The sequence below is a fragment of the Pseudomonas entomophila L48 genome (assembly GCF_000026105.1).
Taxonomy (GTDB): Bacteria; Pseudomonadota; Gammaproteobacteria; order Pseudomonadales; family Pseudomonadaceae; genus Aquipseudomonas; species Aquipseudomonas entomophila.
On sequence record NC_008027.1, the window covers coordinates 3,302,454 to 3,314,072 of the forward strand.

Below are 11,619 nucleotides of genomic sequence, written 5' to 3' on the forward strand. Positions count from 1 at the left end.
CTTGAAAACCCTTTCCCCTTCCGCCGCGCGCATCTGCGACCACGCCGTCGAGCATTTCGCCGCGCATGGCTACGACGGCTCGTCGCTGAACGAGATCGCGGCCCGGGCGGGCATGCGCAAGGCGTCGTTGTATGCCCATTTCGCCAACAAGGATGCGCTGTTCGTGCAGGCGTTCGAACGGGCGCTGGCCGATGAGACCGCCTACGTCGAGGCAGGCTTCGTGCACGAGACGGCCGGCAAGGAGGCGCCGGGGCACTGGCACCCGCTGCACCTGGCCGAGCGCTACGCCGCCTCGGCCAACCTGCGCTTCGTGCTGCGCACGGCGTTCCTGCCGCCCGCGTCGATCCACTCGATGGTCACCGGGGGCTTCGAGCAATACCTGGAGCGGATCCGCCTGGGTTTCTGCGAGGCGCTGCAAACGCGCCACGCCTGGGCGCGCAGCGATGGCAACAAGCTGGAGCTGTATGGCGATGCGTACCTGGGGATCATCGACAGCCTGCATGTGGAGTTGTTGTATGCGAACCCGGCGGTGTATGCGCGACGGGCGGCGTCGTTGCTGAAGATTCTCGATGATTCGCTGCAGCTCGCCGCGTGCCCCACGGATTGCGCGCCCCCTCTGTAGGAGCGGCTTCAGCCGCGATCACCAGCAACGCTGGTGCCAGACCGCGGTGTCTGCATCGCGGCTGAAGCCGCTCCTACAGGGGCTGTGCATGGCTTCAGGGCTTGACCTTCTTCAGCTCGTTCAACAACCCCATCAACTGCTCCAGCTTGTCGGCGCCGAACTGGCGCTGGATCTCCTGGTAGTTGCGCTCCATCTCCTCGCTCATCGCCAGGAACGCCTGCTGGCCGCGCACGGTCAGGCTGATGAAGATCCGCCGCTGGTCCTCCGGCGATTTGCGCCGCGCCACCAGGCCATCACGCTCCAGGCGCTTGAGCACGCCGCTCATGCTGGGCTTGAGGATGCAGGCCAGGTCCGCCACCTGGTGGCTTTCCAGCTCACCCTGCTGACGCAGGATACGGATCACCCGCCATTGCTGCTCGGTCAGGTCGTGGGCATTGAGCGCCGGGCGGAAGAACGCCATGGTCGCCTCGCGGGCTTGCAGGAGGGTCAAGGTCAGGGAAGGTCGTGGAGTCGTCATCGGGGCAGATCGAAAGGCCGTTTTATTAAGATATTAATAAAGTGAAAACCATTTCACCCCGCCCTGTCCAGCACCTGTGAAAAGTACAAGCGCCTCCCGCAAAACGCCATTTCCCCGCCTCCGCCACGGTCGCACGATTGGTTTCATGCCTCTGGCCTGGAGCCTGCCGCCCCATGCACCGCTCAACGCAAGGCCGCCTGGCGCTGGCGGTACTCACCCGGCGCCATGCCCGCATGGCGCTGGAAGAAACGGCTGAAGTAGGCCGGGTCCTTGAACCCCAGCTGGTAGCAGATCTCGTTGGCCGAACCGCCGGTGAACAGCAGCAGGCGCCGCGCCTCCTGCATCAGCCGCTCGAACACCAGGCGCTTGGACGGCAGGTCGGCGATACGTCGGCAAATGTCGTTGAGCCGCGCCTCGGTCACGCCCAGCGCGTCGGCGTAGGCCGGCAACGCCCAGTGCTCCAGGTAATGGTGTTCGATCAGCTCGTTGAAGCGGTGGAACACCTGCAGGTCTTCATGCCGCGCCGGCGTCGCCTCCAGCGAATTGGCACACAGGCGCAGCAGGCTGATCATCACCAGGCGCGCCAGGTCTTGTACCGCCGTGCCCTGCCCCGCCTGGCCATGGCCGATTTCGCTGCCCAACAGGTCGAACAGCTGCTCCAGGCGCCGCGCCTCGTCGCGTGCCTGGCCCTGCAAACGCCCCAAGGCGACGCAGGCCGGTGGCAGGCGCGGCCCGGCCATCAGCCCAGGCTCGGCCTGCAACAGTTGCCAGACCAATTGCTGGCGCACGGTGAGCACATGGCCGTCGGCGTCGGCCTCGGTGACGAAGGCATGGGGGACGGTCGGCGGCGTCAGGAAGAACATCGGGCCCGACTCGTGGTAGCGCTGCTCGTCCAGGAAGACCCGCACGCTGCCGGTCTTCACGTAATGCACCTGAAAGAAACGGTCGTGGCGGTGCACCGGCATGTTGCGGCCGAAGAAACCGGCCAGGTTGCCGAGCCGGTCGTAGTGCACCTCGCTGTCGCTGTAGCGCTGGTCGTAGACCTGACCGATGTTGATGTTGGGGATCGGCTGTCGCTCTTTCATTGTTGTTCTCACAGCGGTGAAACGTGCCGGGGAAACCATCGTAGCAGCACCGGACGATGGCGCACGCCTTGACGATCGTTAACATATTAAATATAACGTTAACACATTAACAAAAACACCGCGAAGCACCCCGAGCGCTTCGTCCATCGCAGGAGAAAAGCATGAGCCGTGCCTTGCACGAGGTCGCCAGCGGCAGCCTGTTCGGCGTCGCCCTGAACTATCAGGGCCTGCTGCAGCAGCACCTGGCGTCCTTCCACGAAGCGCCGTACAAGCAGCCACCGGTCAAGCCGGTGCTGTTCATCAAGACCCCGAATACCCGCAACAGCCACGGCCAGGCCGTCACCTACCCTGCGGCAGTCAAACGCCTGCAACCAGGCCCGGCGCTGGGTGTGGTGATGGGCAGGGACGCCAGCCGCGTCAGCGCCGAGAACGCCCTCGAGCACGTGGCCGGCTACACCATCGTCAACGAATTCAGCCTGCCGGAAGACAGCTACTACCGCCCGGCGGTCAAAGCCAAATGCCGCGATGGTTTCTGCCCGCTCGGGCCTCAACTGGTGCCAGCGGCGCAGGTAGCCAACCCCGATGCGCTGGGCATCCGCCTGTGGGTCAACGGTGAGCTGCGCCAGCACAACAACACCGCCAATTGCGTGCGCAGCGTGGCGCAATTGATCGCCGAGATCAGCGAGTTCATGACCCTGCATGCCGGCGACGTGCTGATCACCGGCACCCCGGAAGGCCGCATCGACGTGCTGCCCGGTGACCGGGTGACGGTCGAGATCGACGGCCTCGGCCAGCTGACCAACCCCATCGTCGCCGAACAAGGACTCGCCCCATGAAGCACGCCCGCATCCAGTTCGACGGCCAGGTCCACCCGGTCACTGTCGAAGACGATCATTACCTGCGCATGGCCGACGGCCGCCGTGTGCACGCCGACCAGGTCACCTGGTTGCCGCCCGCCACCGGCACCATGTTCGCCCTGGGCCTGAACTACGCCGACCACGCCGCCGAGCTGGCCTTCACCCCGCCCACCGAACCGCTGGCCTTCATCAAGTCGCCGGGTACCTACACCGGCCACGACCAGGTCACCTGGCGCCCGGACAACGTCCAGTACATGCACTACGAGTGCGAGCTGGTGGCGGTGATCGGCAAGCCCGCGCGCAACGTCAAGCGCGAGGACGCCCTCGACTACCTGGCCGGCTACACGGTGTGCAACGACTACGCCATCCGCGACTTTCTCGAGAACTACTACCGCCCCAACCTGCGGGTGAAGAACCGCGACGCCACCACCCCGGTCGGCCCATGGATCGTCGATGTCGCCGATGTGCCGGACCCGTCGAACCTGACCCTGCGCACCTGGATCAACGGCGAGCTGAAACAGCAAGGCAGCACCGCCGACATGATCTTCGACATCCCTTCTCTCATCGAATACTTCTCCAGCTTCATGACCCTGCAACCCGGCGACATGATCGCCACCGGCACCCCGGAAGGCCTGGCCGACGTGGTGCCGGGCGACGAAGTGGTGGTGGAAGTGGAAGGCGTCGGCCGCCTGGTCAACCGCATCGTCAGTGAAACCGCGTTCTTCGCCCGCAACGCACAAGAGGCAACAGCATGATCAAGCACTGGATCAACGGCCGCGAAGTCGAGAGCCGTGACACCTTCGTCAACTACAACCCGGCCACCGGCGAGGCCATCGGCGAAGTGGCCAGCGGCGGCGCCGATGAAGTCGCCCAGGCCGTGGCCGCGGCCAAGGATGCCTTCCCGAAATGGGCCAACACCCCCGCCAAGGAACGTGCGCGGCTGATGCGTCGCCTGGGCGAGCTGATCGACCAGAACGTGCCGCAACTGGCCGAGCTGGAGACCCTGGACACCGGCCTGCCGATCCACCAGACGCGCAACGTGCTGATCCCCCGCGCCTCGCACAACTTCGATTTCTTCGCCGAAGTGTGCACACGCATGGACGGCCACAGCTACCCGGTCGACGACCAGATGCTCAACTACACCCTGTACCAGCCGGTGGGCGTGTGCGGGCTGGTGTCGCCGTGGAACGTGCCGTTCATGACCGCCACCTGGAAGACCGCGCCGTGCCTGGCGCTGGGCAACACGGCGGTGCTGAAGATGAGCGAGCTGTCGCCGCTCACCGCCAACGAGCTGGGCCGCCTGGCGGTCGAGGCCGGCATCCCCAACGGTGTGCTGAACGTCATCCAGGGCTACGGCGCCACGGCCGGCGACGCGCTGGTGCGCCACCCGGACGTGCGGGCCATCTCCTTCACCGGCGGCACCGCCACCGGCAAGAAGATCATGCAGACCGCGGGCCTGAAGAAGTACTCCATGGAGCTGGGCGGCAAGTCGCCGGTGCTGATCTTCGAGGACGCCGACCTGGACCGCGCGCTGGACGCCGCGCTGTTCACCATCTTCTCGCTCAATGGCGAGCGCTGCACCGCCGGCAGCCGGATCTTCATCCAGCAGAGCGTGTACGCGCAGTTCGTCGCCGAGTTCGCCGCCCGCGCCAAGCGCCTGATCGTGGGCGACCCGACCGACCCGAAGACCCAGGTCGGCTCGATGATCACCCAGCAGCACTACGACAAGGTCACCGGCTACATCCGCATCGGCATCGAGGAAGGCGCGCGCCTGGTCGCGGGCGGCCTTGAGCGGCCCGCCGGCCTGCCGGCGCACCTGGCCAAGGGGCAGTTCATCCAGCCCACCGTGTTCGCCGACGTCGACAACCGCATGCGCATCGCCCAGGAGGAGATCTTCGGCCCGGTGGCCTGCCTGATTCCGTTCAAGGACGAAGCCGAGGCGCTACAGTTGGCCAACGACACCGAATACGGGCTGGCCTCGTACATCTGGACCCAGGACATCGGCAAGGCCCATCGCCTGGCCCGAGGCATCGAAGCCGGGATGGTGTTCATCAACAGCCAGAACGTGCGCGACCTGCGCCAGCCATTTGGAGGGGTGAAGGGCTCGGGCACCGGACGCGAAGGTGGGCAGTACAGCTTCGAGGTGTTCGCCGAGATCAAGAACGTGTGCCTGTCCATGGGCAGTCATCACATCCCGCGCTGGGGCATCTGACGCCGCTGCGACCGGATCGTGGGCGCGCCCCACGCCCCGGTCGCCTGGGACCACAACAACAATCACCGGAGATCCCCATGGGCAAACTCGCACTCGCCGCCAAGATCACCCACGTGCCCTCGATGTACCTGTCCGAACTGCCCGGCCCGCGCCAGGGCTTCCGCCAGGCGGCCATCGACGGCCACCATGAGATCGGCCGCCGCTGCCGCGCCCTGGGCGTGGACACCATCGTGGTGTTCGACACCCACTGGCTGGTCAACGCCAACTACCACATCAACTGCGCCGCGCATTTCGAAGGCCTGTACACCAGCAACGAGCTGCCGCACTTCATCGCCAACATGAACTACGGCTTCCCCGGCAACCCCGAGCTGGGGCGCCTCCTCGCCGAGCAATGCAACCGCCTGGGCGTCGAGACCATGGCCCACGACGCCACCACCCTCGCCCCGGAATACGGCACCCTGGTGCCGATGCGCTACATGAACGCCGACCAGCATTTCAAGGTGATTTCGGTCTCGGCCCTGTGCACTTCGCATTATCTGAACGACAGCGCTCGCCTGGGCTGGGCCATGCGCAAGGCGGTCGAGGAGCACTACGACGGCACCGTCGCCTTCCTCGCCAGTGGCTCGCTGTCGCACCGTTTCGCCCAGAACGGCCAGGCGCCGGATTTCGCCACCCAGGTGTGGAGCCCGTTCCTGGAAACCCTCGACCACCGGGTGGTGCAGATGTGGCAGGACGGCGACTGGGCCGACTTCTGCGCGATGCTGCCGGAGTACGCAGTCAAGGGCCACGGCGAAGGCTTCATGCACGACACCGCCATGCTGCTCGGTGCCCTGGGCTGGTCGAAGTACGACGGCAAGGCCGAAGTGGTCACGCCCTACTTCGGCTCGTCCGGCACCGGCCAGATCAACGCGATCTTCCCGGTCACCCCGCAGGATGGCGCCGCCATCCCCGCCGCCCAGGCCTCGAACCCGGCCGGCGTCGCCTCCACCAGCCGCCTGTAGGGAGCCACGCCATGCCCCATCTGGTTCTGCTCTACAGCCCGGACATCGAAGCCGACGCCGACCTGCCGGGCCTGTGCCGCGCCCTGGCCGACCGCATGCTCGAACAACACGACGAAAACGGCCGCCAGGTGTTCCCCACCGGCGGCACCCGGGTGCTGGCCTACCCTGCCGCCCATGCGGCAATCGCCGATGGCCAGGGTGACTACGGTTTCGTCTACGCCAACCTGCGCATGGGCAGCGGCCGCAGCGCCGCAGTGCACCAGCAAGTCGGCGACCAGTTGCTGGCGGTATTGCGCGCGTACCTGGACCCGCTGCTGGCCCGGCGCCCGGTCGGCGTCACGCTGCAAATCGACGAAAGCCGGGCCCAGGTATACGACGCCAAGCACAGCAGCCTGCACCCCCTGTTCACCCGTCAGCCCTGAGGTTTCCATGCTCGACGCACACATCATCCAGCAAGCCGCCGCCCGCCTCGACCAGGCCGAGCGCTCTCGCGAGCAGGTCGGCCAGTTCTCCCTGGAACACCCGTCGATCAGCATCGACGATGCCTATGCCATCCAGCGCGCCTGGGTGGCGCACAAGCTCAAGGCCGGCCGCCGCCTGGTCGGCCACAAGATCGGCCTGACCTCGCGGGCCATGCAGGTCTCCTCGAACATCACCGAGCCGGACTACGGCGCGCTGCTCGACGACATGTTCTTCGACGAAGGCAGCGACATCCCGTTCGAGCGTTTCATCGTGCCGCGCGTGGAAGTGGAGCTGGCCTTTATCCTCGGCAAGCCGCTCAAGGGCCCCGACGTGAGCCTGTTCGACGTGCTCGAGGCCACCGAGTGGGTGATCCCGGCGCTGGAGATCATCGACGCGCGCATCCAGCAGGTCGACCCGGTCAGCGGCGCCACCCGCAAGGTGTTCGACACCATTTCCGACAATGCCGCCAACGCCGGCGTGGTCCTGGGCGGGCGCGCCGTGCGCCCGGGCGACATCGACCTGCGCAAGGTGCCGGCGGTGCTCTACCGCAACGGTGTGATCGAGGAGTCCGGGGTATCCGCCGCCGTACTCAACCACCCGGCCAAGGGCGTGGCCTGGCTGGCCAACAAGCTGGCGCCTTATGACGTGGGCCTCGAAGCCGGCCAGGTGATCCTCGGTGGCTCGTTCACTCGCCCGGTGGCCGCGCGCCCGGGCGATACCTTCCATGTCGACTATGACCAGCTGGGCTCGATCGCCTGCCGGTTCGTCTGACACCTGCGCCGAGACAACAAAGCACCCTGTGGGAGCGGCCTTGTGTCGCGAAAGGGCCGCAAAGCGGCCCCAGCAACCATTGTATCGACACTGAAATCCTGGGGCCGCTACGCAGCCCTTTCGCGACACAAGGCCGCTCCCACATTTTTCCCGAATCCGCACGTTAAATGAGGCCCGCCCATGCACATGCCCATCAACACCTTCAAGCAACGCCTGCGCAGCGGCCAGGCGCAGATCGGCCTGTGGCTCGGCCTGGCCGACCCGTACTGCGCAGAGCTGGCGGCCAACGCCGGCTTCGACTGGCTGCTGCTCGACGGCGAACATGCGCCCAACGACCTGCGCAGCCTGCTCGGCCAGTTGCAGGCGGTGGCGCCCTACCCGGCCCAGCCGATCGTGCGCCCGGTGATCGGCGATACCGCGCTGATCAAGCAACTGCTCGACATCGGCACGCAGACGCTGCTGGTACCCATGGTCGAGAGCGCCGAGCAGGCGCGTGGGCTGGTGCGTGCCATGCGCTACCCGCCCGAAGGCGTGCGCGGAGTCGGCAGCGCCCTGGCCCGGGCGTCGCGCTGGAACAGCATTCCCGGCTATCTGGACCAGGCCGACGAGCAGATGTGCCTGCTGGTGCAGATCGAGAACCGCGAGGGGTTGGCCAACCTTGATGCGATCTGTGCCGTCGACGGCGTCGATGGCGTGTTCATCGGCCCGGCCGACCTCAGCGCGGCCATGGGGCACCGGGGCAACCCTGGGCATCCCGAGGTGCAGGCCGCCATCGAGGACGCCCTGGTGCGGATCCAGCGGGCCGGCAAGGCGGCGGGGATTCTCAGCGCCGACCAGCCGCTCGCCCGGCGTTATATCGAGCTGGGGGCGGCGTTCGTTGCCGTCGGCGTGGACACCACGGTGCTGATGCGCGGGTTGCAGACGTTGGCCGGGGTGTTCAAGGAAGGCGCGGGGGCAACCGTTCAAGGCGGGGTCTACTGACGGGCGCACCCTCTGTAGGAGCGGCTTCAGCCGCGATCACCCGCAAAGCGGGTGCCAGACACCGCGATCGCGGCTAAAGCCGCTCCTACAGGCGAACCGCCCACTGGCAGCCTCGGTCAAGATCGCGGCAGCCACAGGCAAGACACCTACCGCCCGTTAGGCGCCCAATACCCCGCAACAGCCAGCGCTTGTGCAAGCCCTGCTTTCCAACAATTCCAACTGTCCAGGCTGCGCCATGATCAACATCGAAACGCCCACGTACTACACCGCCACCAAGAAGTACAACCTCAGCTTCCCCACCCTGGAAAGCGACATCGACGCCGATGTCGTGGTGATCGGCGGCGGCTTCTCGGGCATCAACACCGCCCTGGAGCTGGCCGAGCAAGGCATCACCAATGTCGTCGTGCTCGAAGCCCGCTACCTGGGCTTCGGCGGCACCGGCCGCAACGGCGGGCAGATCATGGCCGGCATCGGCCACGACCTGGAGAAGATCAAGGGCAGCGTCGGCGAACAGGGCCTGCGCGAGATCTTCGAGATCAGCGAACTGGGCGCCGGCATCATCAAGGACCGCATCGCCCGTTATCAAATCGACGCCGACTTCTGCCACGGCTACGGCTACATGGGCTTCAACGCCCGCCAGGAAAAGACCCTGCGCGCCTGGGAGAAAGATTTCAAAGCGATCAACAACAAGGACGAAATCCGCTTCCTCGGCGGCTCGGAGGTCAAGCAGATCATCGGCTCCGACGCCTACAGCAGCGCCCTGCTGCACATGGGCGGCGGCCACGTGCATTCGCTGAACCTGCTGCTCGGCGAGGCCCAGGCCCTGGTCAGCCATGGCGCGCGGATCTTCGAGCACAGCCCGGCCCTGGAGGTGCACTACGGCGAGCGCATCACCGTGCGCACCGGGCGTGGTTCGGTCAAGGCCAGCAAGTTGCTGTGGGCCTGCGACAGCTTCCTCAACAAGCTCGAACCCGAACTGCACGCGCGCACCGTCAACACCTACGCCTTCCAGCTGATGACCGAGCCGTTGTCGGACGAGCTGATACAGCGCATCAGCCCGATCCGCGGCGCCTACAGCGATATCCGCCCGGTGATCGACTACTACCGTGTCACCCGCGAGAACCGCCTGCTGTTCGGCGCTGCCACGCCGTTCGTGGAGCACATCCCGAAAGACCTCAAGGCGTGGAACCGCAACCTGATGCTGAAGATCTTCCCCTACCTCAAGGATGTGCGCATCGACCTGGCCTGGGGCGGCCCGATGGCCACCAGCGCCAACCTGTTCCCGCAGATCGGCACCCTGAGCAACCGCCCCAATGCCTTCTACGTGCAGGGCTACTCGGGCTTCGGCGTCACCCCCAGCCACATCATTTGCAAGATCCTCGCCGAGGGCATGAGCGAAGGCTCCCGCCGCTACGACCTGATCAGTTCGGTCAAGCACGCGCGCATCCTCGGCAAGGACCATATCCGCCCGCTGCTGCTGACCGCCGGCAAGACCGTGCATCAGTTGTCGGGCTTCTTCAACGGCCGCCGTTGATTCCTTTTCCCACCAGACTGGAGAACCACCATGACCCTCACCGCCGTCCGCCAGGGTGTGCAACTGTCCGAACTCGACGCCTGGGGCACCGTTGCCGACCTGGGCTCGACCATCCTCGAAGGCGAGGTCAAGTGCTACGGCAAGATGACCCATGGCGCGCCGACCGATCCGGTCAGCAGTGCCTATTTCGGCACCACGCAAGGCAAGTTCCGCATGGTCTACCCGTTCAGCGAGCAGGCGGTGATCGTGACCGGCGAGATCCAGCTGACCGACGAGTCCACCGGGCAGGTGACGCGCTACAAGGCGGGGGATGCCTGGTTCGTGACCAAGGGCACGCCGGTGTTGTGGGAGGTGTTGAGCGAGACGTTCGTCAAGCATTACCTCGCGGTTGCCTGATACCACGTACACGTTGAGCGCCGCTTGCGCGGCGCATCGCGGATGAATCCGCTCCTACAGGTACGACGCGGATTATCGGTTCGCCCGCCAGCCTGTAGGAGCGGATTCATCCGCGATGCGTCGCGCAAGCGGCGCTTGATCCCCATACCGCCCAACCACTGCTAACGCCCCGCCATCAACGCCATTGCCCGAAAGTCCTTCGGCGACTGCTCGAACTGTTTCTTGAACGCCCGGCTGAAATGCGCAGAATCGGTAAACCCCCATTTGTAGGCGATGGAGGTGATCGATTCACGCTTGAGGAACGGGTTGGACAGATCGTCCGCACTGCGCTTGAGCCGCGAACGCTGGATATACCGGCAGACGCTGTCACCCTCCTCCTCGAACAACCGGTACAGATGCCGCACCGAAATGCTCAGGCGTTCGGCCAGGTTGGCTGGTGTCAGGCCGGGCTGGCCCAGTGACTCGTCGATGACCTTCTGCACGTAGCCGCGCAGGTTGCCGCCACTGAGGCCCGACAGCGCGCCGGGGTTGTCGTCGACCCGTTCGAAGCCCGGCTCCAACAGGGCGATGAAGGCCGCCTGCAGGGCCTCGCCTTGCGTGCCACCGGTATCGTCCCCTTCGCGGCACAGCTGGTCCATCAGCAGGTGCAGCATGCGCCCGCAGGCGTTGGTCGAGGAGATCTTGCCGAAGGTCGCCCCCGGCCCGGTCACGTGCTTGCGCACCTGCTCGCGGGACAGCGCCAGCGAGACATGCTCGATCAACCCGAACGGGGTGATTTCACAAGGCCCCACCGAGTCCATCAGCAGCAGCTCGCCGGGCGACAGCTGGATGCTGACGCCGCCCTGGGTGATCTGCGAATAGCCCATGCGCTGGCTGACCAGGAAACAGTGCTGGTCGTCGTCGCGGTCGGGGTTGTCGCCCAGGCGGCGGATATTGCCGGCGTTGGTGCGCAGGTTGGCCAGGGCCAAGCCGGCGCGGTTGAAGGTCGAGACCTCGCCGATGAACAGCGAGCGGTTGAAGGCCAGTTCGGTCTGGAACTGGCCACAGACCCGCTGCATGGCCGTGGTCCAGCGCTCCAGGCCGTCGTGGGCCGGGCTTGCGCGGTGCACTGAAGCGGGCTGGGGCAAGGACATGACAACCTCCACTCGCAACGATTGTTGTTATGGAGGCAATTGTTAACA

The 11,619-nt window shown here is 65.9% G+C and carries 13 protein-coding genes; 10 read left to right on the forward strand and 3 right to left on the reverse strand.

Features of this window, described 5'->3' with window-relative positions; all coding sequences use genetic code 11:
- The first annotated feature begins 1 nt into the window (after position 1).
- On the forward strand, positions 2-622 hold the full coding sequence (locus PSEEN_RS14295) for a TetR/AcrR family transcriptional regulator (protein WP_044488179.1): 621 nt from the start codon (positions 2-4) through the stop codon (positions 620-622).
- 94 nt (positions 623-716) lie between these two features.
- Here PSEEN_RS14295 and hpaR read toward each other — a convergent pair whose 3' ends face one another.
- Together hpaR and hpaA are read right to left on the reverse strand one after the other, a co-directional pair.
- The gene (hpaR, locus tag PSEEN_RS14300) at positions 717-1,139 is read right to left on the reverse strand and encodes a homoprotocatechuate degradation operon regulator HpaR (protein WP_011534246.1); all 423 of its coding nucleotides are present in this window, start codon (positions 1,137-1,139) and stop codon (positions 717-719) included.
- 182 nt (positions 1,140-1,321) lie between these two features.
- Positions 1,322-2,224: a 4-hydroxyphenylacetate catabolism regulatory protein HpaA gene (hpaA, locus tag PSEEN_RS14305; protein ID WP_011534247.1), complete on the reverse strand. Its 903-nt coding sequence runs from the start codon at positions 2,222-2,224 to the stop codon at positions 1,322-1,324.
- A 161-nt stretch (positions 2,225-2,385) separates the two neighbouring features.
- Between hpaA and PSEEN_RS14310 the strand changes: the two genes are divergently transcribed.
- The 9 genes from PSEEN_RS14310 (at position 2,386) to PSEEN_RS14350 (ending at position 10,438) form a co-directional block, all read left to right on the forward strand.
- A complete protein-coding gene (locus PSEEN_RS14310) occupies positions 2,386-3,060 on the forward strand; it encodes a fumarylacetoacetate hydrolase family protein (protein WP_011534248.1) in 675 nt (224 codons plus the stop codon).
- Positions 3,057-3,836: a fumarylacetoacetate hydrolase family protein gene (locus tag PSEEN_RS14315; protein WP_011534249.1), complete on the forward strand. Its 780-nt coding sequence runs from the start codon at positions 3,057-3,059 to the stop codon at positions 3,834-3,836. Before PSEEN_RS14310 ends, PSEEN_RS14315 begins: the two co-directional genes overlap by 4 nt.
- On the forward strand, positions 3,833-5,293 hold the full coding sequence (gene hpaE / locus PSEEN_RS14320; RefSeq protein WP_011534250.1) for a 5-carboxymethyl-2-hydroxymuconate semialdehyde dehydrogenase: 1,461 nt from the start codon (positions 3,833-3,835) through the stop codon (positions 5,291-5,293). Before PSEEN_RS14315 ends, hpaE begins: the two co-directional genes overlap by 4 nt.
- 77 nt (positions 5,294-5,370) lie before the next feature.
- Positions 5,371-6,294: a 3,4-dihydroxyphenylacetate 2,3-dioxygenase gene (hpaD, locus tag PSEEN_RS14325; protein ID WP_011534251.1), complete on the forward strand. Its 924-nt coding sequence runs from the start codon at positions 5,371-5,373 to the stop codon at positions 6,292-6,294.
- An 11-nt stretch (positions 6,295-6,305) separates the two neighbouring features.
- Positions 6,306-6,716, forward strand: a complete 411-nt coding sequence (locus PSEEN_RS14330) for a 5-carboxymethyl-2-hydroxymuconate Delta-isomerase (protein WP_011534252.1) — start codon at positions 6,306-6,308, stop codon at positions 6,714-6,716.
- Positions 6,717-6,723: 7 nt separating this feature from the next.
- Positions 6,724-7,527, forward strand: a complete 804-nt coding sequence (hpaH, locus tag PSEEN_RS14335; protein ID WP_011534253.1) for a 2-oxo-hept-4-ene-1,7-dioate hydratase — start codon at positions 6,724-6,726, stop codon at positions 7,525-7,527.
- A gap of 180 nt (positions 7,528-7,707) precedes the next feature.
- Entirely contained in the window at positions 7,708-8,508 is an 801-nt protein-coding gene (hpaI, locus tag PSEEN_RS14340; protein WP_011534254.1) for a 4-hydroxy-2-oxoheptanedioate aldolase, read from the forward strand.
- A gap of 235 nt (positions 8,509-8,743) precedes the next feature.
- Positions 8,744-10,042, forward strand: coding sequence for an NAD(P)/FAD-dependent oxidoreductase (locus PSEEN_RS14345; RefSeq protein ID WP_011534255.1), 1,299 nt, complete (start codon positions 8,744-8,746; stop codon positions 10,040-10,042).
- A gap of 30 nt (positions 10,043-10,072) precedes the next feature.
- On the forward strand, positions 10,073-10,438 hold the full coding sequence (locus PSEEN_RS14350; RefSeq protein ID WP_011534256.1) for a cupin domain-containing protein: 366 nt from the start codon (positions 10,073-10,075) through the stop codon (positions 10,436-10,438).
- A gap of 161 nt (positions 10,439-10,599) precedes the next feature.
- Here the strand turns inward: PSEEN_RS14350 and feaR are convergent, their stop codons facing one another.
- On the reverse strand, positions 10,600-11,571 hold the full coding sequence (gene feaR, locus PSEEN_RS14355; protein ID WP_083789180.1) for a transcriptional regulator FeaR: 972 nt from the start codon (positions 11,569-11,571) through the stop codon (positions 10,600-10,602).
- Positions 11,572-11,619: the final 48 nt, after the last annotated feature.

What these genes read in the sequence shown, in the direction of transcription:
- hpaR (WP_011534246.1), bottom strand. Translation starts at nt 1,139, where the DNA reads ATGACGACTCCACGACCTTCCCTGACCTTGACCCTCCTGCAAGCCCGC.
- hpaA (WP_011534247.1), bottom strand. Translation starts at nt 2,224, where the DNA reads ATGAAAGAGCGACAGCCGATCCCCAACATCAACATCGGTCAGGTCTAC.
- PSEEN_RS14310 (WP_011534248.1), top strand. Translation starts at nt 2,386, where the DNA reads ATGAGCCGTGCCTTGCACGAGGTCGCCAGCGGCAGCCTGTTCGGCGTC.
- PSEEN_RS14315 (WP_011534249.1), top strand. Translation starts at nt 3,057, where the DNA reads ATGAAGCACGCCCGCATCCAGTTCGACGGCCAGGTCCACCCGGTCACT.
- hpaE (WP_011534250.1), top strand. Translation starts at nt 3,833, where the DNA reads ATGATCAAGCACTGGATCAACGGCCGCGAAGTCGAGAGCCGTGACACC.
- hpaD (WP_011534251.1), top strand. Translation starts at nt 5,371, where the DNA reads ATGGGCAAACTCGCACTCGCCGCCAAGATCACCCACGTGCCCTCGATG.
- PSEEN_RS14330 (WP_011534252.1), top strand. Translation starts at nt 6,306, where the DNA reads ATGCCCCATCTGGTTCTGCTCTACAGCCCGGACATCGAAGCCGACGCC.
- hpaH (WP_011534253.1), top strand. Translation starts at nt 6,724, where the DNA reads ATGCTCGACGCACACATCATCCAGCAAGCCGCCGCCCGCCTCGACCAG.
- hpaI (WP_011534254.1), top strand. Translation starts at nt 7,708, where the DNA reads ATGCACATGCCCATCAACACCTTCAAGCAACGCCTGCGCAGCGGCCAG.
- PSEEN_RS14345 (WP_011534255.1), top strand. Translation starts at nt 8,744, where the DNA reads ATGATCAACATCGAAACGCCCACGTACTACACCGCCACCAAGAAGTAC.
- PSEEN_RS14350 (WP_011534256.1), top strand. Translation starts at nt 10,073, where the DNA reads ATGACCCTCACCGCCGTCCGCCAGGGTGTGCAACTGTCCGAACTCGAC.
- feaR (WP_083789180.1), bottom strand. Translation starts at nt 11,571, where the DNA reads ATGTCCTTGCCCCAGCCCGCTTCAGTGCACCGCGCAAGCCCGGCCCAC.